The 21,995-nt window shown below is 70.2% G+C and carries 22 protein-coding genes and 2 pseudogenes; 17 read left to right on the top strand and 7 right to left on the bottom strand.

The features are described from left to right. Nucleotides 1–41 precede the first annotated feature (41 nt). The 4 genes from speB to FPZ41_RS31730 all read left to right on the top strand — a co-directional run bounded on the left by speB (nucleotide 42) and on the right by FPZ41_RS31730 (nucleotide 5,232). Nucleotides 42–1,034: an agmatinase gene (gene speB / locus FPZ41_RS31745; protein ID WP_152867067.1), complete on the top strand. Its 993-nt coding sequence runs from the start codon at nucleotides 42–44 to the stop codon at nucleotides 1,032–1,034. 62 nt (nucleotides 1,035–1,096) lie between these two features. Beyond that, nucleotides 1,097–2,803: a thiamine pyrophosphate-binding protein gene (locus tag FPZ41_RS31740; RefSeq protein ID WP_322620969.1), complete on the top strand. Its 1,707-nt coding sequence runs from the start codon at nucleotides 1,097–1,099 to the stop codon at nucleotides 2,801–2,803. A 160-nt stretch (nucleotides 2,804–2,963) separates the two neighbouring features. Continuing rightward, nucleotides 2,964–4,457 (top strand): FG-GAP-like repeat-containing protein, encoded by a 1,494-nt coding sequence (locus FPZ41_RS31735; protein ID WP_152867066.1) that lies wholly within the window; start codon nucleotides 2,964–2,966, stop codon nucleotides 4,455–4,457. A gap of 154 nt (nucleotides 4,458–4,611) precedes the next feature. Further along, nucleotides 4,612–5,232 carry a DUF7691 family protein gene (locus FPZ41_RS31730; RefSeq protein ID WP_152867065.1) on the top strand — a complete coding sequence of 207 codons (621 nt, stop codon included), beginning with the start codon at nucleotides 4,612–4,614 and terminating at the stop codon, nucleotides 5,230–5,232. Nucleotides 5,233–5,305: 73 nt separating this feature from the next. On the opposite strand, the gene FPZ41_RS31725 is transcribed toward FPZ41_RS31730, so the two are convergent. Then, nucleotides 5,306–6,109, bottom strand: a complete 804-nt coding sequence (locus FPZ41_RS31725) for an endonuclease I family protein (protein WP_152867064.1) — start codon at nucleotides 6,107–6,109, stop codon at nucleotides 5,306–5,308. A 461-nt stretch (nucleotides 6,110–6,570) separates the two neighbouring features. Here FPZ41_RS31725 and FPZ41_RS31720 point away from each other — a divergent pair, with 461 nt between their 5' ends. Then, on the top strand, nucleotides 6,571–7,377 hold the full coding sequence (locus FPZ41_RS31720; protein WP_152867063.1) for a class I SAM-dependent methyltransferase: 807 nt from the start codon (nucleotides 6,571–6,573) through the stop codon (nucleotides 7,375–7,377). 45 nt (nucleotides 7,378–7,422) lie between these two features. Here the strand turns inward: FPZ41_RS31720 and FPZ41_RS31715 are convergent, their stop codons facing one another. Then, the gene (locus tag FPZ41_RS31715; protein ID WP_194236275.1) at nucleotides 7,423–7,857 is read right to left on the bottom strand and encodes a cupin domain-containing protein; all 435 of its coding nucleotides are present in this window, start codon (nucleotides 7,855–7,857) and stop codon (nucleotides 7,423–7,425) included. A gap of 407 nt (nucleotides 7,858–8,264) precedes the next feature. Here FPZ41_RS31715 and FPZ41_RS31710 point away from each other — a divergent pair. The 3 genes and pseudogenes from FPZ41_RS31710 to FPZ41_RS31700 form a co-directional block, all read left to right on the top strand. After that, a pseudogene (locus FPZ41_RS31710) lies at nucleotides 8,265–8,432 on the top strand (IS630 family transposase); the annotation flags it as partial. Between the two features lie 93 nt (nucleotides 8,433–8,525). Continuing rightward, a complete protein-coding gene (locus tag FPZ41_RS31705) occupies nucleotides 8,526–9,173 on the top strand; it encodes a dihydrofolate reductase family protein (protein WP_152867061.1) in 648 nt (215 codons plus the stop codon). A 235-nt stretch (nucleotides 9,174–9,408) separates the two neighbouring features. Beyond that, the gene (locus FPZ41_RS31700; RefSeq protein ID WP_152867060.1) at nucleotides 9,409–11,232 is read left to right on the top strand and encodes a serine/threonine protein kinase; all 1,824 of its coding nucleotides are present in this window, start codon (nucleotides 9,409–9,411) and stop codon (nucleotides 11,230–11,232) included. A gap of 86 nt (nucleotides 11,233–11,318) precedes the next feature. Here the strand turns inward: FPZ41_RS31700 and FPZ41_RS31695 are convergent, their stop codons facing one another. Beyond that, nucleotides 11,319–11,540 (bottom strand): DUF397 domain-containing protein, encoded by a 222-nt coding sequence (locus tag FPZ41_RS31695; protein WP_152867059.1) that lies wholly within the window; start codon nucleotides 11,538–11,540, stop codon nucleotides 11,319–11,321. Beyond that, the gene (locus FPZ41_RS31690) at nucleotides 11,533–12,327 is read right to left on the bottom strand and encodes a helix-turn-helix domain-containing protein (protein ID WP_322620968.1); all 795 of its coding nucleotides are present in this window, start codon (nucleotides 12,325–12,327) and stop codon (nucleotides 11,533–11,535) included. Before FPZ41_RS31690 ends, FPZ41_RS31695 begins: the two co-directional genes overlap by 8 nt. A gap of 138 nt (nucleotides 12,328–12,465) precedes the next feature. Here FPZ41_RS31690 and FPZ41_RS47385 point away from each other — a divergent pair, with 138 nt between their 5' ends. Together FPZ41_RS47385 and FPZ41_RS31685 are read left to right on the top strand one after the other, a co-directional pair. After that, nucleotides 12,466–12,699 (top strand): hypothetical protein, encoded by a 234-nt coding sequence (locus FPZ41_RS47385; protein ID WP_194236274.1) that lies wholly within the window; start codon nucleotides 12,466–12,468, stop codon nucleotides 12,697–12,699. Beyond that, a pseudogene (locus FPZ41_RS31685) lies at nucleotides 12,696–12,992 on the top strand (hypothetical protein); the annotation flags it as partial. The gene FPZ41_RS47385 and the pseudogene FPZ41_RS31685, both read left to right, overlap by 4 nt. A gap of 256 nt (nucleotides 12,993–13,248) precedes the next feature. Here the strand turns inward: FPZ41_RS31685 and FPZ41_RS31680 are convergent. From FPZ41_RS31680 to FPZ41_RS31670, 3 genes are all read right to left on the bottom strand, one after another. Continuing rightward, the gene (locus tag FPZ41_RS31680; RefSeq protein WP_152867058.1) at nucleotides 13,249–14,076 is read right to left on the bottom strand and encodes a glycoside hydrolase domain-containing protein; all 828 of its coding nucleotides are present in this window, start codon (nucleotides 14,074–14,076) and stop codon (nucleotides 13,249–13,251) included. Between the two features lie 262 nt (nucleotides 14,077–14,338). After that, nucleotides 14,339–14,707, bottom strand: a complete 369-nt coding sequence (locus FPZ41_RS31675) for a hypothetical protein (RefSeq protein ID WP_152867057.1) — start codon at nucleotides 14,705–14,707, stop codon at nucleotides 14,339–14,341. Nucleotides 14,708–14,791: 84 nt separating this feature from the next. After that, entirely contained in the window at nucleotides 14,792–15,211 is a 420-nt protein-coding gene (locus tag FPZ41_RS31670; protein WP_152867056.1) for a hypothetical protein, read from the bottom strand. A 248-nt stretch (nucleotides 15,212–15,459) separates the two neighbouring features. On the opposite strand from FPZ41_RS31670, the gene FPZ41_RS31665 reads away from it, so the two are divergent. The 7 genes from FPZ41_RS31665 to FPZ41_RS31635 all read left to right on the top strand — a co-directional run bounded on the left by FPZ41_RS31665 (nucleotide 15,460) and on the right by FPZ41_RS31635 (nucleotide 21,914). After that, nucleotides 15,460–16,020 carry an RNA polymerase sigma factor gene (locus tag FPZ41_RS31665; protein ID WP_322620967.1) on the top strand — a complete coding sequence of 187 codons (561 nt, stop codon included), beginning with the start codon at nucleotides 15,460–15,462 and terminating at the stop codon, nucleotides 16,018–16,020. Beyond that, nucleotides 16,017–16,901, top strand: coding sequence for a zf-HC2 domain-containing protein (locus tag FPZ41_RS31660; protein WP_152867055.1), 885 nt, complete (start codon nucleotides 16,017–16,019; stop codon nucleotides 16,899–16,901). The genes FPZ41_RS31665 and FPZ41_RS31660 overlap by 4 nt, the downstream gene beginning before the upstream one ends. Nucleotides 16,902–16,929: 28 nt before the next feature. Beyond that, nucleotides 16,930–17,739, top strand: a complete 810-nt coding sequence (locus FPZ41_RS31655) for an ABC transporter ATP-binding protein (RefSeq protein ID WP_152867054.1) — start codon at nucleotides 16,930–16,932, stop codon at nucleotides 17,737–17,739. Continuing rightward, nucleotides 17,736–19,133: a hypothetical protein gene (locus tag FPZ41_RS31650; RefSeq protein ID WP_322620966.1), complete on the top strand. Its 1,398-nt coding sequence runs from the start codon at nucleotides 17,736–17,738 to the stop codon at nucleotides 19,131–19,133. The genes FPZ41_RS31655 and FPZ41_RS31650 overlap by 4 nt, the downstream gene beginning before the upstream one ends. Next, complete coding sequence (locus FPZ41_RS31645) at nucleotides 19,130–19,705, top strand: hypothetical protein (protein ID WP_322620965.1); 576 nt, start codon at nucleotides 19,130–19,132, stop codon at nucleotides 19,703–19,705. Before FPZ41_RS31650 ends, FPZ41_RS31645 begins: the two co-directional genes overlap by 4 nt. 138 nt (nucleotides 19,706–19,843) lie before the next feature. Beyond that, on the top strand, nucleotides 19,844–20,776 hold the full coding sequence (locus FPZ41_RS31640) for a serine hydrolase (RefSeq protein ID WP_152867052.1): 933 nt from the start codon (nucleotides 19,844–19,846) through the stop codon (nucleotides 20,774–20,776). Between the two features lie 61 nt (nucleotides 20,777–20,837). Next, nucleotides 20,838–21,914, top strand: a complete 1,077-nt coding sequence (locus FPZ41_RS31635; RefSeq protein ID WP_152867051.1) for an esterase-like activity of phytase family protein — start codon at nucleotides 20,838–20,840, stop codon at nucleotides 21,912–21,914. The last annotated feature ends 81 nt before the right edge of the window (nucleotides 21,915–21,995 follow it).

Genomic DNA, 21,995 nt, shown 5'->3' with positions numbered 1-21,995 from the left:
ACCCGCACCCCCGGCACCCGCACCCCTGGAGAACCCCCGCAATGAGCAGCACCGAGAACCCGGCAGCCGGTGGCAGCCACCCCCGCGGCCCCGTCGACTCGTCCCGCATCCCGCGGTACGCGGGGCCCGCGACCTTCGCCCGGCTGCCCCGGCTCGACGAGGTCGGCGGACGGGCCGACGTCGCCGTCGTGGGCGTGCCGTTCGACTCGGGCGTCTCGTACCGGCCGGGCGCCCGCTTCGGCGGCAACGCGATCCGCGAGGCGTCCCGGCTGCTGCGCCCCTACAATCCGGCGCAGGACGCCTCCCCGTTCGCGCTGGCGCAGGTGGCGGACGGCGGCGACATCGCCGTCAACCCCTTCGACATCAACGAGGCCGTGGAGACCGTCGAGGCGGCGGCCGACGAACTGCTCGGCACGGGCGCGCGCCTGATGACGCTGGGCGGCGACCACACCATCGCGCTGCCGCTGCTGCGCTCGGTGGCGAAGAAGCACGGCCCGGTGGCGCTGCTCCACTTCGATGCCCACCTCGACACCTGGGACACGTACTTCGGCGCCGAGTACACGCACGGGACGCCCTTCCGACGTGCGGTGGAGGAGGGCATCCTCGACACCGAGGCGCTCTCGCACGTGGGCACGCGCGGGCCGCTGTACGGCAAGCAGGACCTGGACGACGACGCCAAAATGGGCTTCGGCATCGTGACGTCGGCGGATGTGATGCGCCGCGGTGTCGACGAGGTGGCCGACCAGCTCCGGCAGCGCATCGGCGACCGCCCGCTCTACATCTCCGTCGACATCGACTGCCTCGACCCGGCCCACGCGCCCGGCACGGGCACCCCCGAGGCGGGCGGCATGACCTCCCGGGAGCTCCTGGAGATCCTGCGCGGACTGGCGTCCTGCAACCTGGTCTCCGCCGACGTCGTCGAGGTGGCGCCCGCGTACGATCACGCCGAGATCACGTCGGTGGCGGCCTCGCACACGGCGTACGAGCTCACCACGATCATGTCCCGCCGGATCGCCGGGGAGAGGGCAGCGTAGGCAGTGAAGGCGAAGGCAGCGATGAAGGCAGCGAAGGTGAAGGCAGCGATGAAGGCAGCGCAGTGACCCACGACCACGACCTGGAGCTCCGCCCCACGCCGGCGCAGATCTCGGCGGCCCTGAATCCTCCTCCGGGACGCAACGGCGGAGACCTGGTCGTGGAGACTCTCGCGGGCCTCGGCGCGACCACCGTCTTCGGCCTGCCCGGCCAGCACGCGCTCGGCATGTTCGACGCGCTGCGCCGCTCCGACCTGCGGTACGTGGGCCTGAGGGTGGAGAACAACGCCGGGTTCGCGGCGGACGCGTACGGCCGGATCACCGGCGAGGCCGCGCCGCTGCTGCTGTCGACGGGGCCGGGCGCGCTGACGTCGCTCGCGGCGTTGCAGGAAGCGGCCGCCGCCTCGGCCCCCGTGCTCGCGATCAGCAGCCAGATCCCGACGGCCGGTCTGGGTGGCGGCCGTCACGGCTACCTGCACGAACTCCCCGACCAGGCGGCCTCCTTCAGGGGTGTCGTCAAGTCCGTTCACACGGTCCGCACCCAGTCCCAGATCCCCTCGGCGATCGCCGCCGCCTGGCAGTCGGCGCTGACGGCGCCCCACGGCCCGGTGTGGGTGGAGATCCCCCAGGACGTGCTGCTGGCCACGACGCTCCTTCCGGCGGTGACTGCCGTGGACGCGACACCGCGGGAGCTGCCTCCGCGTCCCGAACTGACGGCGGTCGCGGCGCACCTGCTGTCCCATGCCGCCCGCCCGGCGATCATCGCGGGCGGGGGAGTCGTCCGGGCGGACGCGTCGGGCAAGCTGAGGCAGCTGGCCGAGAAGCTGAACGCCCCCGTGGTCACCACCTTCGGCGGCAAGGGCGCGTTCCCCTGGACGCACCCCCTCTCCCTCCAGTCCTGGCTGGAGGACCGGCACACCACGGACTTCCTCGAGGACGCGGACGTCCTCCTGGTGGTCGGCTCGGGCCTGGGCGAACTGTCCTCCAACTACCACACGTTCACCCCACGGGGCCGTGTCGTCCAGATCGAGGCCGACCTCGGCAAGCTGGAGTCCAACCACCCGGCGCTGGGCATCCACGCGGACGCGCGACTCGCGCTCCAGGCACTGCTGGAGACGGTCGAGCCGCGCGAGGACGAGACGGCGCCGGATCGGGTCCGGACGGTTCTCGACCGGGTACGGGCGCGCCTCGACTCCCAGCAACTCGCCCTGGAACAAGACCTGTTGGTGTCCGTACGCCGGGCGCTGCCCGCCCGGTCGCCCTCGTTCTGGGACATGACGATCCTGTCCTACTGGGCGTGGTCGGCCTTCGACGCCCGTTTCCCGAACACCATGCACTCGGCCCAGGGCGCGGGCGGCCTCGGCTACGCCTTCCCGGCGGCCCTCGGCGCGGCGGCGGCCGACCCGACGCACCCCGTGCTCGCGGTGTCCGGCGACGGCGGGGCCCTGTACTCGATCGCCGAACTGGCCACCGCACGGCAGCACGACCTGAACGTCACCTGGCTGATCGTCGACGACGGCGGCTACGGCATCCTGCGCGAGTACATGACCGACGCGTTCGGAGAGGCGACGGCCACGGAGCTGGGTCGCCCGGACTTCGTCGCCCTGGCGGAGTCGTTCGGCGTGCCGGGGGTGCGGACGTCTCCCGAGACGCTGGAGGCCGACCTGGCGAGGGCCTTCGCGACACCCGGGCCCTCGGTCGTGCTTCTACCGGCGGTACTGCGGATGTTCGCGCCCACGCATCTGGGCGACGGACGCCCGGACGATAAGTGAACAGCGACTGTCCGTGAGTGCACCATGTGGCGTACGGCTGGTTACACAACAATGACATTCGGGCGTACAACGGGAGACGCATCTTCCTCGTCGAACTGTGTGGGGGTGCGGCGCGCGGCGCGTGCCGTTTTTGAACTCGACCAGTTTGAGAGGCAGTTGTATGTCCCGAGCAGGACGCAGGATCCGTACCGCACGGCTGAGCTCGCCGTTGGCCGCCGCGGTGCTGCTCGCCGGAGGGCTCAGCGCCTGGGCCCTCACCGGAGCCCCGGCCCAGGCCGCCGCCGCAGCGTCGGTGGACGTCCAGGACGACTTCAACGGTGACGGCTACGCCGACCTCGTCATCGGGGCGCCGAACGCCACGGTGTCCGACAAGGCGAAGGCCGGCTACGTCGCCGTCATGTACGGCTCGGCCAACGGGCTGTCCACCGCGAACAAGAAGATCGTGAGCCGTTCGACCAGCGGCATACCCGGCTCCGCCACCGCGGGCGAGCGCTTCGGGCTGACCTTCACCAAGGGCGACCTGGACGGCGACGGGTACGGGGACCTGGTGATCGCGGGCGGCAAGGCGGGCTCCGTCGTGATGTGGGGTTCCGCCTCCGGGCTCACCGGCGGCACGAACCTGGCCGGATACGGGCAGGCCCCGCAGGCCGGTGACTTCGACGGGGACGGCAAGACCGACCTCGCGCTGTTCGCCCACAGCACCGTCGCGGGCGACGACCCGCCGAGCGCCAAGGCCGCCCTGTGGAAGGGCCCGATCTCACGGACCGGCACGCCCGCCGCCGTGCTCAACATCCTCGACAAGTCCGAGTGGTGGGGCTACGGCGAGGACGACGCGTCCTGCGCCACCGGCAGCGGCTGCGAGGACGGCCCCGACTCCATCACCGGGCCGATCCGCTCCGGCGAGGTCGGCGACATCAACGGCGACGGCAAGGACGACATCGTCCAGTGGATCTACACCGGTGACGGGACCTGGGGCAGCCGGCTGCTGTTGGGCGGCGCGTCGGGCTTCACCAAGTCCTGGGCCCCCGGCGACGGCACGACCGTCGACGCCCCGGGAACCGGCGTGGGCGACGTGAACGGTGACGGCTACGACGACGTGGTGGTCGGCGTCGACGGCTGGAGCGACAAGGTCCGTGTCGCCTACGGCTCGGCCAACGGCCCGTCCGAGGCGAACACGAAGTCCTTCGACCAGGACCTGCCCGGCTTCTACGGGGTGGAGGAGGAGGGTGACCGCCTCGGTGCCGCCGTGTCCGTGGACGACGTGAACGGCGACGGCTACGCCGACATCGCGCTCGGCATCCCCGGCGAGGACTTCAGCGGCCTCACCGACGCCGGTTCGTTCGCCCTGGTGCCCGGCAGCGCCTCCGGCTTCACCGGTACCGGCAGCCAGGTCTTCCACCAGAACACCGAGGGCGTGCCCGGAGTCGCCGAGACGGGCGACGAGTTCGGTGCCACCACCGCGCTCCTCGACGTCAACGGCGACGGCCACCGTGACATCGCCGTCGCCTCCACCGCCGAGAACAGCGACAACGGCGCGGTCTGGGTGCTGCGCGGCACGTCCACCGGCCTGACCACGACGTCCGCCCTCGCCTTCGGCCCCGGCGACGTGTCCGCGCCCGCCACGGACGCGCTGTTCGGGTACAGCCTGCGCTGACCGGCCGTACTCCCGTGGCCCCTGACGTAAAGTCAGGGGCCACGGCTCAGGGCTACGGCTCTGGCTCTGCGGCACCCACCCCCGTGAACATCCCCGGTCGCCCATGTGGATCATGGAACGACGATCATGACCGGCGAAGCTGGGGGAGGAATTCATGGGCTACTGCCTCGACATGAGCACCGGTGACATGCGTGAGGTGGTCAGGCTGCTCACCGCGGTGGAACGGACCGCGGACCAGGAGCGGCGCCTCGGGCTCATACGCGAGCAATGCATGCAGACCGACCTCCGCTTACGGGAGCAGGGCATCGCCTTCGGTGTCTCCGTGGCGCGGGCCCTGGAGGAACTGATCGAGGGCGTGGTCTCAACGAACGTGTGCCCCGCCTATATGTACGCCTTCCGGCATGTGGTGGCATCGCACTTCTCCGACACCACCGACCTCGGCGCGTGGCACCGTCCCTCGTGGTTCTTCGCCCTGGGCGACGAACTGGCCCGGTACGGCGTGCCGGTGGACCTCCTGCCGGGCACGTTCCTGTTCAGCGGCCCGCCGCTCCGCCTGCCCCACCCCGGCGACGCCTTCCCGCAGATCGGCACGTTCCCGGCCCAGCGGGCCGCCGAGCTCGCCGGCTCGTACGAGGCCGTCCTCCACCGCCTGGGCCCCGACTACCGCGACACGGCGGCCAGGTTCGCCGAGCTCATGCGGTTCGAGGCCGACGAGTGGGAGAGCGCCCAGAAGATGGGGCGGACCCCCGACACGATCTTCTTCTGGTTCCGCTGATGTGACCCGATACGGCGTACTCGGCTGGACTCCGCACGGTGGACGGGGAGTTCAGCCGAGTCGCCGGACGGGCCTACCAGATCGATTCCACCCACTCCGGGTGGTCGATGAACGGGTTGCGGTTGCCCTGGTACGTGTTGTAGATGAGCTCGTTGCGGCGCTCCTCGAAGGAGTCCGGCGGGTCCTCGTCGTTCCACTGCTTCAGCACGGAGAGGCGGCCGTGGAGGGGGACGCTGCCGTTGGTGACGGCGTCGTTGGGCTCCAGGTCGGGCCAGCCGTCGCCGCCCTCGTAGCGCACGGCCATGTAGAGGATCATGCGGGCCACGTCGCCCTTGACCGCGTCACGCGGCTCGAAGGAGTTGGAGTCGGTGAGGCTGCCGCCGCTGTTGGTGAAGGGGCTGCCGCCGTTGTCGAAGTCCTTGTTGCCGCGGGTGGAGTTGACCTGCACGTCCTCGGGGCGCAGGTGGTGCAGGTCGGTGCCGGGTCCGGCGGAGGTGCCGAAGTCGCCGTGGGACTGTGCCCACACGTGCTCGCGGTTCCAGTCGCCCACGTTGCCGCCGTTCAGCGACTTGCTGCGGGAGATGCCCGAGTAGAGCAGCTTCACGTTGCTGCTGTTGTTCGGGTCCTGGTCGGTGACCTTCAGCGCCTCCCAGACCGCCGAGTACGAGATCTTCGTCTGCTTGCTGATGATCGTGTGCAGGGAGCCCTTGAGGGCCGTACCGGTCTTGCCGATCGCGTTCGCGTAGTACGTGTCGTCGTACGCGGTCGTCGTCGCGGCGGCGGGCGAGGCGGTGGCCGTCGGCAGAGCGAGGCCGGTGAGCAGGGCCGAGGCCGTCAGCGCCAGGATTCTCCGGCGGCGTATGTGCGTGGCGGGCATAGGGGGTGTCCGTTCTACGCGGGTTGAATGAGCGGCCGACGGACAGGAGGGTGACATGTGCATGTAGTGGGTGGGTGAAGGGTGGGCGTCGGTTGTGTGTCGGAATCCGGTGGGTCGGGCGCAGCTGGACGAATGTGAACTTCTCGCCGTGCGCGGTGAGTTGCGTTGCGCGGTCCTTGTGTTCCGAGCGTGGGCCCAGTCGGCGGGATGTCGATCGTGCCCTCGTGAACCCCGCCGATCCGGCTCTGCCGCGCCCGGCAGCGTCGTCAAGGGCGGCACGTGCAGGGGCTTCTCGGTTGCCGTCCGGGGTGCGATGACATCGCGGCAGTGATGATCGAGAGCTGGCTGGGGTCCGTCTTCAGGGGCGTCGGGATCAGCGGCGCACTTCGCCGCGCCCGCTTGGCGCCGTGACCCGAAAAAGCAGTGGCCGCGCGGGCTCGGGGCCACATACGTTCGCCTCCATGGTTGACGCAGCTTTCGGGCATCCGCGCCTTGCCGCCATCTACGACCCGCTCAATTCGGACCGCAGCGATCTCGACGCGTATCTCGCGATGGCGCAGGAGTTCGGCGCGCGGTCCGTACTGGACATCGGGTGCGGTACGGGCGTGTTCGCGCTGCTGCTCGCCGAACGCGGGATTACGGTCACCGGGATCGATCCCGCGCGGGCGTCCGTCGACGTCGCGCGTGGCAAGCCGGGCGCGGAGCGGGTGCGCTGGCTCGACGGCGACGCGGGGGACCTGCCGCCCCTGCAGATCGACCTGGTGACGATGACCGGGAACGTCGCCCAGGCGATCGCCGATCCGCAGGCGTGGCGTACGACGCTGCGCGGCGCGTACGAGGCGCTGCGGCCCGGCGGACGGCTTGTCTTCGAGACGCGCGATCCGGCGCAGCGCCTGTGGGAGGAATGGGCGGAGTGGACGCGCGAGACCACGTACCGCATGACGCACATCCCGGGCGTCGGCCACGTCGAGAGCTGGGCCGAGCTGACGGACGTGAGCCTGCCGCTGGTGAGCTTCCGGGGTACGCACGTGTTCGCTGCGGACGGGGACGTGCTGACCTCGGAATCGACACTTCGCTTCCGCGAACGTACGGAGATCGAGCGGGACTTGCACGAGCACGGCTTCGTCGTCGAGGACGTACGCGACGCACCCGACCGGCCGGGCGGGGAGTTCGTGTTCGTGGCGCGGCGCGGTTCCGCGGAGCCCGTCCCTCCCGGAATGCCCCAGGGAGCGTGCCCACCACACAGCGCCGGGCGGACGGGACTCTGAAGACACTCCCGCTGCCGAATTCTGCACTCGTGTCGATCTCGCGGGTCAGCCCTCGGAGGGACGCGGGGCGCGCAGGTGCGCCCGTTCCTTCAGCTCCTCCTCGTCGACCAGCGTGAGCATCGGCTGGCCCGGCGCGCACACCATGGTCACCACGAACTTGGTCTGTGCGTCCGACAGGGCGTTGCCGTCCTGGTAGTGGATCAGGTCACCGCCTGGCTCCCAGAACGTCCCACCGGCCTCGACCACACGCTCCGGCTCGCCCTCGAGCTCGAACCGGAGCGCGCCCTCCATCACGTAGCCGAACGACGGGCCCGAGTGGCGATGCGGAGGGAGCCCGGGGTGACTGGGAGGCCACTCGACGAGGATGGTCATTCCCGAACCACCTTCGGGAAAGAAGGGCGGAGTGACTTCCTGCAGCAACTTGACTTCGGGCGGCAAGGAGACCTCGTGGGCGCTCCCGTGCTCTGGGGTCGCTGACATGTACCACACCTCCGTAAGCCTGCCCGAATGGATGATCTTGCGTCGGCCACCGCATTTCTGGACCGGTGTACCGACCCATTCGTTCGGCTGTGACCAAGGTCGCCGGTTCCCTGCTCACACGACTCGCTTCGCGATGAGGACATGCCACAACCCGCATCCGTGACAGGCCGAGTGCCTTCTGCCTCGCCCCAACGGTCTCGACACCACCCTGCCTCCCGTCGGCGGCCGCCGCAATCCGGGAGCCGGCGGCATCGAGACCGCATCGCGCCACGTCATCGGCGGGCATCCAGCGCCGTATCAGGCAGCGTCTGCCCTGTTGTGATGTGACGCGCCGCTCGGGCGCCGGCGCAGGCAGTGCGTCACCATGAGTCTGTCCGGGTGGCAGAACGTGTACGGGTTCGTGAGAGGTGGTCGACGACATCAGCCACGAGGGCCTGCCCGTCCTGCTTCGCGAGGAGGGCGTCTCCTTTCAACGCGTGAAGACCCGGAAGGCCTCGCGCGATCCCGACCACGCCACAAGGAAGGCCCGTATCGAGCACCTCTGCGCGATCGCCGACGGCGAGGTCATACCCGAGGGCGTCGTTGTCGATCCAGCCACGTCCCGTTCGACATCCTGACGTAGGACGCATCGCCATACGGGGAGGCGACAGGACCTGATGAGGGAACACATGGATCAGCTGCTGCGAGTGCAGAACTTCACCATCTCGAGCGACGGCGTCGCCGCCGGCGAGGACCAGAGCCTGGAGCGGCCTTTCGGCCACAACATCGATCCGGGAAGGCTCTTCGCCTGGGCCGGCGCCACGGCGAGCTGGCCCAACCGCACCGAGCCCGGGGGAAGCCGGGGCCTCGACGACTACTTCACCCGGGACTTCAGTCACAACATCGGCGCCGAGATCATGGGCCGCAACAAGTTCGGACCCCAGCGCGGCCCGTGGCGCGACCACGAGTGGCGCGGCTGGTGGGGTGACGAGCCGCCCTTCCACACGCCGGTGTTCGTCCTGACCCACCACAAGCGTCCATCGTTCACGCTCTCCGACACCACGTTCCATTTCGTGGACGGCGACCCCGCCACCGTTCTCGCGCGGGCGCGGGAGGCCGCGCAGGGCCAGGACGTCCGGCTCGGCGGCGGCGTGACCACCATCCGGGAGTTCCTCGACGCCGACCTCGTCGACACCATGCATGTGGCCGTCTCACCGGTGAAGCTCGGGTCCGGGCTACGCCTCTGGGACTCGCCCGCACAGCTGCTGGACCGGTTCCACATGGAGGCCGTGCCCAGCCCGAGCGGCGTGACGCACCACCTTTTCTGGCGCAAATGACAAGAGAGACAACGCGGGAACCCCAGCACCGCCGACGCGAGCGTTCCAGCAGTTGAACGCGTAGTTGTGGGCGAGTTGCCACCGCAGACCCCGGTACTCGCCCGCAACCACCAACCAAAAGAACCGTTGCCGCCGCCCGAGCGGCCTCGTTTTCACCGGGGTCACCAACGACCTCCACTCTCAACGGTGGTACACCGATCGACCAGGCGCCAAGAGGCGGGGGAGTCATACCAGTATGAGCGGTACGAATGGGGACGAGCGCGGCGAGCGAGAGACCCGGCGGGACGACCGCTTCGGCGGGGGCATCGAACCGCTCACCGCCTTGGACCCGGCGCGGATCGGGTCGTACCTGCTGCTCGGGCGGCTCGGCGCCGGTGGCATGGGGAGGGTGTTCCTCGCGCGGTCCGACGGCGGGCGCACCGTCGCCGTGAAGGTGGTGCACGAGGAGCATGTGTCGGACGCGCGGTTCCGGGCGCGGTTCCGGCGGGAGATCGAGGCCGCGAGCCGGGTCGCCGAGCGGTACACGGCACCCGTGCTCGACGCCGGGCCCGACGAGGAGCCACCGTGGGTCGTCACCGGGTATGTGCCGGGTCTCTCGCTGGAGCAGGTCGTGCGGGGGTACGGCCCGTTGCCCGCCGAGTCCCTGCACACCCTCGCCAACGGGTTGCTGCGTGCCCTGGAGGACATCCATGACGCGGGGATCGTGCACCGCGACCTGAAGCCGTCGAACGTCATGCTGACCGTGGACGGGGTCAAGGTCATCGACTTCGGGATCGCGCGGGCCCTGAAGACCTCCGGCGAGTCGCTTCTGACCAGTACGGGGATGGTCATCGGCACGCCCGGCTTCATGTCGCCGGAGCAGGTCCTGGGGGAGCGCGCCGGGCCCAAGAGCGATGTGTTCACCCTCGGGTGTGTGCTCACGTACGCGGCGACGGGTCGGCTGCCCTTCGGGCACGGGGCCGGCAACGGGCACGCGGTCATGTACCAGATCGTGCAGGACGAGCCGGATCTGGAGGGCGTCGAGGACTCCGCTCTGCGGGCCCTCATCACGCGGTGTCTGACCAAGGACGCCGGGCAACGGCCCGATGTGGACGAACTGTTGGCCGACCCGGAGCGGGCCCGGCCGTCGGCCGCCGGCAAGGCGTGGCTGCCCGCCGACGTCCTCGCACGCATCGCGCAGCGGGCCGCCGAGCTGCTCGACGCCGAGGTACGGCCGCTGCGCGAGGAGTCCGCGGACCGGGCGCCCGCGGACCTGCGCCCGCGGTCCGAGCCGCCCGTGGTCGTCGCGCCGGGCAGCGGCGGCGCCGAGCCGAAAGAGCGTGAACGCCGCCCGCGCCGCCGCCGAGTCTTCATCGCCCTGCCCGTGGTCGTCGTCCTCACCGCCGGTGGGACCACGATGGTCGTGCTCCAGCCCTGGAGCAGCGATCGGGGCGGATCCCACGCCCAGGCCCCGGGCGGCAGCCTGAGCCCCACGCCGGATGGGAGTAACTCGCCTGGGGCGCCCAGTGGTTCACCGTCCAAGACATCCGACGGGAAGGATGAGAAGGACAAGAAGGACAAGAAGGGAAAGGGTTCCGATGGCGGCAAGGACGTCACGAACGTCGACAAGGCGGAGGGAGGCAGCGGAAGCGCAGGTGCGGCCGGAGGGGACACCTCCGTCAGCGGCTCGTCCGGCTCCGGTGACTCGTCCTCGGGTTCCTCGGGTTCCTCCGGTTCCCGCCGTTCCTCGAGTTCCTCCGGTTCGTCCGCCGGCTCCCCGCCGCCTGATCTGAAGAGCTACAAACTCGAGTACACGCACGGCTGCATCGGAGCGTGCAACATGCCGATCAAGGCGAGCTGGGCGGCGGTCTCCCGCGCGACCCGCTACGACATCCACTACACCAACAAGGGCAGCAACTTCACCGCGAAGAACGTCGACACCGTCTACTCCACCAGCAACACCAGCTACACGATCAACGGCCCGTTCTCGGGCGACGAGATCTGCATCACCGTGCGCGCGGCCAACAAGTACGGCGCTTCCGTCTGGGCAGAGACCTGGTGCAGCACAGTGCCCTACTAGCCCGACTCTGCCGGGGATCTTCGAGTTTCCCTGTGCGCCGGCGCGATCGGCGGGCGGCCTTGGACGTTGTCGTCGGCTGTGGACGCTCAGGAGGGGAACTCGCCGCGGCTCACCGCTGTGACGAACGAGGACCAGCCGGGCGCCGAGAAGAGCAGGGCAGGTCCGTGGGGGTTCTTGGAGTCGCGGACGGGGACGCCGGAGGGGTGGTTGTCGAGGACCTCCAGGCAGCTGCCGGCCTGGTCATTGCTGTGGGAGGACTTCCGCCAGCCGTTCAGTGCCGCCGCGTTCGGAATGGTTCCGTCAGTCATGGCGCTCATACTCCCTTGCTGTCGCCCTGAGTAGAGCCAGGGATTCCTTGAGGGGAAGTGCGTTGCCCAGTGCGAAATCGTAGCGATGCTGAAGTTCCCGGACCACGGTCGGGTGGTCATGGATCCTCCCCATCCACAGGCCCTCGCCGTAGGCCATGGGTGGCTGGTCCTCGAACCACATCAGCGTGAGCATGTTGCTGAGCAGCGGGTGGACGCCCAGCGCGAACGGCAGCACGTGGAGCTGGATCCGGCCGATCTCGGCGAGGCGCACGAGGTGGCCGAGCTGCTCCGCCATGACATCCGGACCGCCGATCCGGCGCCGCAGCACGGCCTCGTCCAGCAGCGCCCAGACTACGGGCGTCTCCGGATCGTCGAGGAGCTTCGCCCGCTCCAGGCGCGTGACGAGGCGCCTGTCACGCTCCTTCTCACTCACCGGAGGGAACGACGTCGTCAGCACCGCACTTGCGTACCTCTTCGTCTGGAGGATGCCCGGGACGAACGACAACGCGAACTCCCGGATCATCACCGCCTGTTGTTCGAGCGCCCGCGCCGCCTCGAAGTAGTCGGCGATCGCCACATCGTCCTGCGGCAGAAAACTGCTCAGCACATTCCCCGTACCCAGCGCCCTGTCCAGCCGCCGCGCGTCCTCCTTCGAAGGCACCCGGCGCCCCGCCTCGATATGGGCGATGTGCGAGCGCGTCATGATTGCCATGTCGGCCAGTTGCTGCTGCGTCAGCCCCGCTGTCTCGCGCTGTTCCTTGAGCCAGTCGCCGTAGATGCTGCCCACCGTGTCAACTCCCTCGTGACCAGTACTCCGTCACCTGCAACCCCCTGGCGAGCCTAACCCGACACGTCCCACTGTGTAATCGGATCGCTACACAAAGCGACGCCCTCATCGCCTATACGGATACACGGAGTTGACGACGTGAGTCACCGCATCGCCCGTCTCCTGGAGCCGCTGCTGCGGCACCTGCTTCCCGGACGCGGACGCCGCCGCCGCCACGCCGCCCGAGCGGGCCGCCGCCCTACGGCTCGGCATGCCGCGCGTCCCACCACCCGGGGCGTCGGCTCCCGTCTCCTGCGCGGCGAGGACAACGCCCTGGTCCGCCCCTACCTCGTCGCCCACGAGCTGATCCACGGCCTGGAGGTGACGGGATGACGTACGACACCGAGGGCGGGAGTGTGACGCGGCTGTTGCCCTGGGTGGGGCCGGAGGGCAAACCCTGTTACGTAGTGACGGACGGAGCCGGATACGTCTCCCGGATGGCCGACACCGTCGAGAGGCTCCAGCTCGGCATGGCGGAGGGCCTCCTTGACCACGCAGCCCACATACTGGCCGACCGTCGGGCCACCTCCGCGCAACTCCGGTTCCTGCTCGCCCGGATGGCCGAGTCACTGGCCGACGTGCACCGGATCGCCGAAAGCCGCGGCGCCCGTCTTCCCGTACCCGTCCACCGCGATCCCGATGTGGCGAGCTTCGAGGCAGCCTTGGACTGGAAGAAGCGCCCGCCCCTGCCGGTCCGCGCCGAATCGGACAAGAGTGCGTGGTCGCCCCGACCGTGACTCGAGGAGGGGTCATGGCCGGGCCGATCATCCTCGACAGGGGGACTGATTCACCCCATACAGCGTCAGTTCACCCGGGTTTGGAGAGGGGGAGAAATCCCCGGGTGAACTGTCGGAATATCGAGGGCTGATCCGGGCGTACCTGTTATCCGGTGATGGCGACCGGGGCGTCCCAGGCGTTGCGGTCGACGGTGATGGTGTGGCCGCCGCGGGTCTCCTTGCTGTTGACCATGTACTGGTGGGCGCGGCTGTGGTCGGTGTACAGCTTGGGGTCCCAGGGCCAGTCGGCGGTGGTGGTGTTCTTGTTGTTCCACAGCGCGTACCAGAGGTTGCCGGGGAGGTCGGTCCGATTGGTGGCGGTGGCGATGGCCTTGGCGCTGGAGCTGCTGAAGCCGTAGAACCCGGCGCGGTACATCTCCGCCCGCAGGGTCTTGGTGAAGGAGCGCACGTACGTCAGGGTGGCATCGTTGCACGCCTTGTTCGTGATGTCGTACGACTCCATGTTGAGGTAGATGGGGCTGCCGGGCTTCATGCCAAGGGCGGTCGCCTTGGCGACGGCGTCCTTGGCGTTGCTCGCCCCGATGGAAGCTGCCGTGGAGGCGGTGAACCTCTCCGGGTTCCTGCTGGTCTGGCAGGGCGGCTGGGCGCCGACATAGAGCGGGATCAGCTTCCAGCCGGCAGCGCTGACGGACTTCACCCAGGACGCGGTGAGGTTGGGTTGGGCGCAGCCACGGTTCTTGCCCCCGATGTAGACGGCGGCGGCTCCGTAGAAGCCGGTCTTCCAGGCCTTCATCGCGGCGAGGGAAGGGGCCGTGCAGGTGTCGAACGCCCGGCCCGTGTACGTCTTCTGCGCCGGCCAGCTCGGGGCGGCCATGGAGGTCTGCGCCGCGATCCCGGCGCCGGCGACCACGACGACACCCGTCGTGGCCCACGCGATGTAACGGCCTCTCTTGGACAACCTGTGTCTGGACATTCCCCACCCCATTCGGATCGCGGCTCGCGGCCGCACTGGTGCATCGGCGGAGGCCGGCGAGCGCGGTGTCACACCATGGGGTGTGGCTATGCCCTCGACGCCTTCCATCCAGCGGCGCGGTTCAGCTTCGGCAGCCAGAGTGCTCCGCACCTTATCCAAGGTCTACGTGCTGGTTGTGGCCGAGGGCGTTCATGCGCTGCCGGCTGCTGCACGGCGGTGCCACCACCGTGCATGGGAGGCCCCGGCCCGCCGCTTCGAGAGGTCACATGGACTGTGATCCGTAGAGAACCGCACCCGCGGCGGCGAAGGCGACGGTGGCCCATCGGGGCCAGGAGCGGGTGCGCGTTCCTGCCGCGTAGGCGAGGGCCGCGGCGGCCATGGCGGGCCACAGAATGCTGAAGGCGGCGGAGGTGGGAGAGAAGTGGCCTGTGGCGACGACGGCGACTGCGTATCCGGCGATGGCCGCTATTGCTGTGGCCAGGAAGCCCGGGCCGAACGGCGTCCAGGCGGCGGAAGCTGTCTGTCGCCGATTGGCTCGGACGGAGAGCACGATGGATGTGATCACTGCGGCAGCCGCAGCTGCGGTCCACAGAATGCCGAGGACGACCAGGAGGGGGCTGGGCGAGTTCATGGGGATCCTTCTCGTCGGCCTGCTCCGGCCGGGGGACATCTCGGCCGGAGCAGAGTGAACTGTGGTCGGCAGCCGAGGCCGTCCTTACAGGATTCCATTCGTGTATGCCGCTGACGCGCTGCCGGCGAAGGCCATGAGCATGAGTCCTGCGACGGAGATCCGACGAGTCGTAGGAGTCGGTTCCCGCCACTTCGCCACGAACTCGTAGAAGTGCAGTGCCGAGGCAGATACCAGGATCTCGAGTGCGAGGTCCCAGTGGAATGCCCACCGGTTCCGAGTGGCTGATCCGACGATGTGGCCGATCACGACCGCGACGCCCCCGAAGAGCACGGTCCGGGACAAACCGCGTTCGGCGCTGTCGGGGCCGGTGCGGCTCGGGGATCGCCCGGGGTTCGCCATGCGTTCTCGGGCGACGAACCCGTAGGCGATGACGGCGACAGCAAGCAGAAGGCAGCCGACCACGATGGCCGAGGCGGCATCGTCGGCACCCGAGGCCAGTTCCATTGCGAGCACGGTGATTCGACTTTCTGTAGCGGTTCGCCGTGAGACGACCAACGTGACGGGGCGTCACAGCGCCAGAGGTGAAGAGGCCGAGCAGGTAAGCAGAAACAACCCATTGCCTGCAGCTCGTCGTACCCCAAACCCTGTGTTGGCGCGACCCTGTTGACGGCACGAGGTTCCCGAGTGTCCCGTGTGTGACGCAGGTCACGCCACGGAGAAAACCTGTCGCGCGGGCCCCGCGTCTTGCGGGTGTGAGAGCACTCAGGAAGGCACCGGGCGAGCTGGACGAGGAGGGTCTCGTCCGGCTGGTGGCCAAGGGCGACCGCGTGGCGTTCGAGGAGCTGTACCGGCGCACCGCGCCGTGGATGGCGGTACGGCTGAGCCGCCGTTGCGTCGACGAGCAGATCGTCGCCGAGGTCATGCAGGAGACGTATCTGGCGGTGTGGCGCGCGGCGGGTGCGTTCGCCGGGTCCGCGGCCGGAGGAACCGCCGTCGGCTGGCTGTGGACGATCGCGGCGCGCCGCCTCGTCGACGCGTTCCGGCGCAGGGCCCACCACGCGGAGCCGCCGCTCGCGGCCGCCTCGCAGCCCATGGCGCCCGCCGCCGAGGAGGAGGCGCTCGCGGCGACCGTCGGCGGTGACGTCGGGGACGCGCTGCGGCGCCTCGCGCCGGAGCTCAGACAGGTACTGCAGGCCATGGTGCTCGACGGGCTGTCCGTCCGGGAGACCGCGGTCCTGCTCGGGCTGCCCGAGGGCACGGTCAAGACCCGCGCCCGCCGGGCCCGGATCGCGATGCGGAAGGCGCTGGCATGAGCGGGGAACACGCGTCGATGCGGATCATCGACGGTTACGCGCGCGGCGGCGCGGACATCGCCGCCGATGAGGTGTGGGCCCTGGAGGCCCATCTGGAGAAGTGCCGGGTGTGCCGTGACCGGCTGTCGGCCGCCGTCATGGCGCAGGCCGGTGCTGCTGCGGCGCAGGCGCCCGCCGTCGCGGTGCGGAGGCCGGACGTCTCGGCGCTGGTCGACACCGTGTGGTCCGGTCTCGAACCCGAGCTGGCCGCCACCGGCCCGATGCCGCGCCGACGGCGCTGGTCGGCGCGGCTGTCGAAGTGGCTGACGCCCACGATGGTGCCCTGGCTGGCCATGGTCGCGAGCGTGACGCTGCTCGCGCTCCTGCTCGACATGGTCGACACCGGCTCCGGCTCCGGCTTCGGCTCCGGCTCCGGCGAGGTGTCGCTGGTGCTGCTGCTCGCCCCGGTCCTGCCCGTGTTCGGCGTCGCGGCGTCGTGGTCGCGCGGCCTCGACCCGGCGTACGAGCTGACGGCCTCGGTGCCCAGAGCCGGGCTCCACCTGGTGCTGCGGCGCACCGCGTCCGTGCTCGTCGTGGTCGTACCCGTGCTGTCGCTGGGGGGATGGGCGACGGGGGTGACGGCTGCGCAGTGGCTGCTGCCCTGTCTGGCCTTCACCTCGGCGACCCTCGCGCTCGGCGGTGTCGTCGGCGTGAATCGTGCCGCCCTCGCGCTGGTGACCGTGTGGGCCGGCGTGATCGTGGCGCCGACCCTGGCCACGAGCCGTACGACCTTCGCCCTGCAGACGGATGGTCTGCCGGTGTGGGGGCTGATCTGCGCGCTCGGCATCGGTGTCGTGATCGCCCGCAAGGGCGCGTACTCCGTGCTGGGAGCCCACCGTTGACCATCGGAACATCGGAAAGGACCATCACATGACGCCCGCGTACAGCGCGGCCGACATCGCACCGACGGCCTACGCCTGGCAGATCCAGGCCACCGGGCTGAAGGTCAGAGCCGGCCGGAAACGGATGGCCGTCGACGGGCTCGACCTGTCGCTGGGCACCGGTGTACACGGCCTCCTCGGACCCAACGGGGCGGGCAAGACCACCCTCATCCGGGCGCTGGCCACCGTGCTGCGCCCCGCCGAGGGCACCCTTGAGCTGCTCGGAGAGTCCGTGGGCGGCCGGGGTGAGCACCGTGCGCTGCGCCGCCGGATCGGCTACCTGCCGCAGGAGTTCGGCTACTACAAGCGCTTCACGGTGCGCGAGTTCATTGAGTACATGGCGTGGCTGAAGGAGGTGCCCAAGGCGGACATCCCGGCGGCGGTGCAGCGCGCCGTGGAGCGGGTGGGCCTGGCGGACCGCGCCGACGAGCGGATGAAGGCCCTGTCGGGCGGCATGGTGCGGCGGGTCGGCATCGCCCAGGCCATCGTCAACGACCCGACGATCCTGCTGCTGGACGAGCCGACGGTCGGCCTGGACCCGGCACAGCGGCTGCGCTTCCGCGAGCTGCTGCAGGAACTGGGTACGGACACCTGCGTGCTCGTCTCGACCCATCTGGTGGAGGACGTCGCCGCCGCCTGCACCGACGTGGTGCTCTTCGCCCAGGGCCGGCTGGTCTTCCAGGGCACCCCTGACGAACTGGCCGCGGCGGGCGGCCCCGAGCACGTGGGCGACTCCCCGCTGGAGCGCGGCTACTCGGCGCTGCTGCTGCGCCCCGAGCAGGAAAGGGGCACCTGGTGAACGGCCGTGTTCTGCGTATCGAGCTGAGGCGTTCCGTCGCCCCGTGGGCCGGTGTCCTGGTCCTGGGGGCCTCGCTGGCGTTCCTGTACCTGCTGAATGCCGGGTGGCGGAGCGGCACCACGGCGTGGACGGCCCAGTGGACGCCCATGGCCCTGTGGACCCGCGCCCTGCTGTTCTACCTGTGGCCCCTCGCCGTGGGACTCGGCGCGCTGCAGGGCCTGCGCGACCACCGCTCGAAGATGTCCGAGCTGCTGACGACCACACCGCGTCCCGCATGGCACCGCGCCGCCGCGCTGGCGGGCACGACGGCGATCACGCTGGCCTCCGCCTTTGCGCTCCTCGTCCTCGTGGGCGGGGTCCAGGTGCTCGCCCACACCGAGTACACGCACCTCGGGTGGCTGCCGATCTCGTTGGTGGGGGCACTCTTCCTCGTCGCGGGCGCCGTGCTGGGCATGGGTGCCGGGCGGGCCCTGCCGTCCGCGCTCACCCCGCCCGCGCTGGCCATAGGCGCCTTCGTGTTCACGGCTCTCATGAACATGTCGGTGGGGCGGACGGAGACGACCACGGCGGAGGGGATCACGAACACGGAGCCGAACCGGATCTCCCTGCTGTCACCGGCGGTGGAAGAGGTGCGCAACGTGCTCGTCACGCTCTCCGCCTCCGTGCACGTCGGGCAGACGATCTGGGTGCTCGGCATGGCTGCGACCGGCTTCGCGCTGCTGGTCGCCGCGAGCCCGCGCGCCCGGCTGATCGCCCTGACGCCCGTCCTGGCGGGCGCGGCGCTCGCCCTGCTCGTCCTCCCCTCCGACCCGCGCCGGATGTACGTCGTCGACAAGGCCGCCGCGGAGTTGGTGTGCGACGGCCCGGTGTGCGTGACAAGGACGCACCAGGCCCGGCTCGCCGACCTGGCGGGTCCCGGCAAGGAGGCGCTGCGCCTGCTGCACGGCGCCCTGGGCGGCCAGGCGCCGGTCTCGGTCAGGGAGAACACCGCCCTGCTGCCGGACGGTTCCACGCCGCAGTGGTCCCGCGAGACCGTGCTCCTCGACTTCGACGACGACATCGTCGCCGCCGCGAAGGGCGAGGAGCTGACCCGGGCCCTGATCGCCAAAGGCATGGTGCCGGGGTGCACCCCCGTCGGATGGGCCGGCGTGGGAGGAGATCTGTACGCGCAGACTGTCGCGGCGGCCTGGGTCCTCGGGGACCTCAAGGCACTTCCCGGCACATTGCCGGCGAGTCTGCGCCGCGAGGTCGACGCCGAGACCCGCCCGGTGTGGAAGGAACTCAAGGCGCTTCCGCGGGCCGAGCAGCACTCGCGGATCAACGCGATGCGCGCCGCCGCGCTCTCCTGCGAGGGCGACGCGTTCGAGGCGCTGAACGGCGGTGCGTCCCGGTGAGATGGCTGACGCTGTACGCGCGCTCGCGTCAGGTACCCGCGTCGCTCGCCGCGGTGGTGATCAGCGCGGTGGCGGTGTGGGCACTCGCCCGGAACGGGGGCGAGGGGCCCGGTGATCCGCGGCTGCCCGTGCTCTTCCTCGCCACCGGGGCGATGGCAGCCTCGATCGGGCTCAGCGGGCAGGACCTCGCGCTGGACCGGACGGCCGCGATCCGCTGGGTGCCCCGCAGAGCGGCGCACGTGCTGCTCGCCGGCGCGGTCGTCGCCGCGGTGCTGCTGACCATGCAGACCATGGGCGAGGACATGGCCACCACCGCGTTCGTCGTCCGGGACAGCGCGGGCCTGATGGGACTGGTCGCCCTGGGCGCGGCGCTCTCGGGCGGCCAGTACGCGTGGACGCTGCCGTTCGCCTGGCTCTCGTTCTCGTTCTTCGCCCCGCCCCCGACGAGTGCGCCGACGCAGGTGGCGGCCTGGATGCTGCTGCCACCCGGTACGGAGGCGGGCACCTGGACGGCCCTGGTCCTCACGGTCGCCGGCACCGTGGCCTACGCCTTCGCGGGGCCGCGACGGTAGCCGGTCCGGGCCGCCGTGTCTGTCGAGCACGGTCCCGGTGACCCAGCGCACATACAACTGTCGGCCATACATGCGAGTCAAAGGAGGCGAGTGCGCCACCAGCGCGCTCACATCGCTTCCAGGGGATGGGAAGACTCCATGACTCACCGGACAACCAGGCGTGCGCGTGTGATCGCCGGGGCCCTCGGCGCCGGACTGCTTCTGCCGTTCGTGGCCGCGGCGGCACCCGCCGCGGCGGCCACACCACAGGTCAGCTGTACGTCCGGGCGGGCCGGCCTCGCCGAGAAGCTGCGACGGGACATCACCGCGGCCCTGGCCAACCGCAACGGGACCATAGCCGTCGGGCTCTACGACAGAGCCACCGGAACGACCTGCACCCTGCGCGGCAGTACGGCCTTCGACTCGGCCAGCGTCGTCAAGGTGACCGTGCTCGCCACGCTCCTCTGGGACGCGAAGAAGCACAACCGCTACCTCACCCAGCGTGAGGCGGACCTCTCCAAGGCCATGATCACCAAGTCCGACAACACGGCCACCAGCACCCTGTGGCGGCAGCTCGGGATGACGAAGATCAAGGGCTTCCTGACCGCCGCCGGCATGACGCAGACCAAGCCGGGCGCGAACGGCTACTGGGGCCTCACTCAGATCACCGTCCAGGACGAGCAGAAGCTGCTCAAGCTCGTCACCGCGAAGAACTCCGTGCTGAGCGACAACTCCCGCGCGTACATCCTGAAGCTGATGGGCCAGGTCGTCTCCTCGCAGCGCTGGGGTACGCCGGCCGGGGCGCCCTCCACCGTCTCCGTGCACGTCAAGAACGGCTGGCTGTCCCGTGCCACGTACGGCTGGCGTGTGCACAGCATCGGCACCTTCAAGGGCGCCGGACACGACTACATGATCTCCGTCCTCACCCACGGCAACAGCACCATGAACTACGGAGTGACCACCATCCAGGGCATCGCGAAGGCCATCCACAAGGACCTCGTACCGGTCACCAGCAGCGCGAGCACCCAGCGGTACGTCCCCACGGACCAGCCCAGGGAGGCCTCCGTGCCCGTGCCGCCGGCCGGCGGCTGAAATCCCTGACATTCACGGGGAGTCCACCCGGCAGCACCCAGCCCGTCCTACCGTGACGGGCATGCGCTCCAGAAGTCTCAGAACCCGCCTCGCGACCGTCACCGCCACCCTGGCGGCCGCCACCACGCTCGGTGCCGCCGGACCGGTCCACGCCAACGCACCACAGTCACACGCCTGTTCGCCCGCCGTCTCCATCGACAGCTTCTCCGACGCGCTCGACAAGACGACGTACGAGGGCACCTTCGTCGGCAACCTCTCCGCTCTCGCGGTGAACCGCGACGGTTCCCTCGCCGCGGTCTCCGACCGCTCCGCCCTCTTCACCCTCGACCCGCGCACCCTCCGGCCGACGGGCGTCGCCCCGCTCGCCGACGACAAGGGCGCCGAACTCGACTCCGAGGGCGTGGTCGTCGACCTCCCCCACTCTCGGCTTCGCTCGAGCGGGGGGACCCCCACCGGCACGCTGCTCATCAGCTCCGAGATCGGGCCGTCCGTACGCCGGTACGACCGTGAGGGCCACCTCCTGGCTGACAGCCTGCCCGTACCGGACGCGCTCCGGGTCGCTCCCGCGGGGCGGGCCGTCACGAACGGCACCTTCGAGGGCCTGACACTCCTGCCCGGCGGGCGCACCCTGCTCGCCTCCATGGAGTACGCCCTCTCCGGTGACAGCGCCGGGATCGTCCGCTTCCAGACCTGGGACCGGGGCCGCGGCCAGGACTTCCGGCTCTCGGCCCAGTACGGCTACCGCGCCGACAGCGGCCTGGGCGTCGTGGAGACCACCGCCCTCCCCGACGGGCGGCTGCTGGTCCTGGAGCGCGGCTTCACCTCCGGCGTCGGCAACACGGTCCGCCTCTACCTCGCGGACCCGCGGCGCGCCACGGACACCAGCGGTGTCGAGAACCTCACGGGCCAGGCGGACGTACGGCTGGTGAAGAAGACCCTCCTCACCGACCTTGTGACCTGCCCCACCCTCGGAGCGACCGCCAAGCAGCCCCAGCCGAACCCGCTGCTCGACAACATCGAGGGCATGACGATCACGGGTCACGGCCCCGACGGCCTGCGCGTCCTCCTGGTCAGCGACGACAACCAGAACGCGGCCCAGACGACTCGGTTCTACCGGCTGAACGTGCGGCTGCCGTAACGCGTGGACGGTGCGCCAGGGGTGGACGGGTTTTCTCGCCCCCGCCGCCCCTACCCGTCCCATCCCTTACCTGGGGGCTGC

The organism is Streptomyces acidicola (assembly GCF_009377235.1).
GTDB classification, from domain to species: Bacteria; Actinomycetota; Actinomycetes; order Streptomycetales; family Streptomycetaceae; genus Streptomyces; species Streptomyces acidicola.
Note: the sequence above shows the minus strand (reverse complement) of the source record. Positions and strands in the feature narration are given on the sequence as shown.

Bases quoted from the DNA above. Each gene is read 5' to 3' on its own strand.
- speB (WP_152867067.1), top strand. From the start codon at position 42: ATGAGCAGCACCGAGAACCCGGCAGCCGGTGGCAGCCACCCCCGCGGC.
- FPZ41_RS31735 (WP_152867066.1), top strand. From the start codon at position 2,964: ATGTCCCGAGCAGGACGCAGGATCCGTACCGCACGGCTGAGCTCGCCG.
- FPZ41_RS31730 (WP_152867065.1), top strand. From the start codon at position 4,612: ATGGGCTACTGCCTCGACATGAGCACCGGTGACATGCGTGAGGTGGTC.
- FPZ41_RS31725 (WP_152867064.1), bottom strand. From the start codon at position 6,109: ATGCCCGCCACGCACATACGCCGCCGGAGAATCCTGGCGCTGACGGCC.
- FPZ41_RS31720 (WP_152867063.1), top strand. From the start codon at position 6,571: ATGGTTGACGCAGCTTTCGGGCATCCGCGCCTTGCCGCCATCTACGAC.
- FPZ41_RS31715 (WP_194236275.1), bottom strand. From the start codon at position 7,857: ATGTCAGCGACCCCAGAGCACGGGAGCGCCCACGAGGTCTCCTTGCCG.
- FPZ41_RS31705 (WP_152867061.1), top strand. From the start codon at position 8,526: ATGGATCAGCTGCTGCGAGTGCAGAACTTCACCATCTCGAGCGACGGC.
- FPZ41_RS31700 (WP_152867060.1), top strand. From the start codon at position 9,409: ATGAGCGGTACGAATGGGGACGAGCGCGGCGAGCGAGAGACCCGGCGG.
- FPZ41_RS31695 (WP_152867059.1), bottom strand. From the start codon at position 11,540: ATGACTGACGGAACCATTCCGAACGCGGCGGCACTGAACGGCTGGCGG.
- FPZ41_RS31680 (WP_152867058.1), bottom strand. From the start codon at position 14,076: ATGTCCAGACACAGGTTGTCCAAGAGAGGCCGTTACATCGCGTGGGCC.
- FPZ41_RS31675 (WP_152867057.1), bottom strand. From the start codon at position 14,707: ATGAACTCGCCCAGCCCCCTCCTGGTCGTCCTCGGCATTCTGTGGACC.
- FPZ41_RS31670 (WP_152867056.1), bottom strand. From the start codon at position 15,211: ATGGAACTGGCCTCGGGTGCCGACGATGCCGCCTCGGCCATCGTGGTC.
- FPZ41_RS31660 (WP_152867055.1), top strand. From the start codon at position 16,017: ATGAGCGGGGAACACGCGTCGATGCGGATCATCGACGGTTACGCGCGC.
- FPZ41_RS31655 (WP_152867054.1), top strand. From the start codon at position 16,930: ATGACGCCCGCGTACAGCGCGGCCGACATCGCACCGACGGCCTACGCC.
- FPZ41_RS31640 (WP_152867052.1), top strand. From the start codon at position 19,844: ATGACTCACCGGACAACCAGGCGTGCGCGTGTGATCGCCGGGGCCCTC.
- FPZ41_RS31635 (WP_152867051.1), top strand. From the start codon at position 20,838: ATGCGCTCCAGAAGTCTCAGAACCCGCCTCGCGACCGTCACCGCCACC.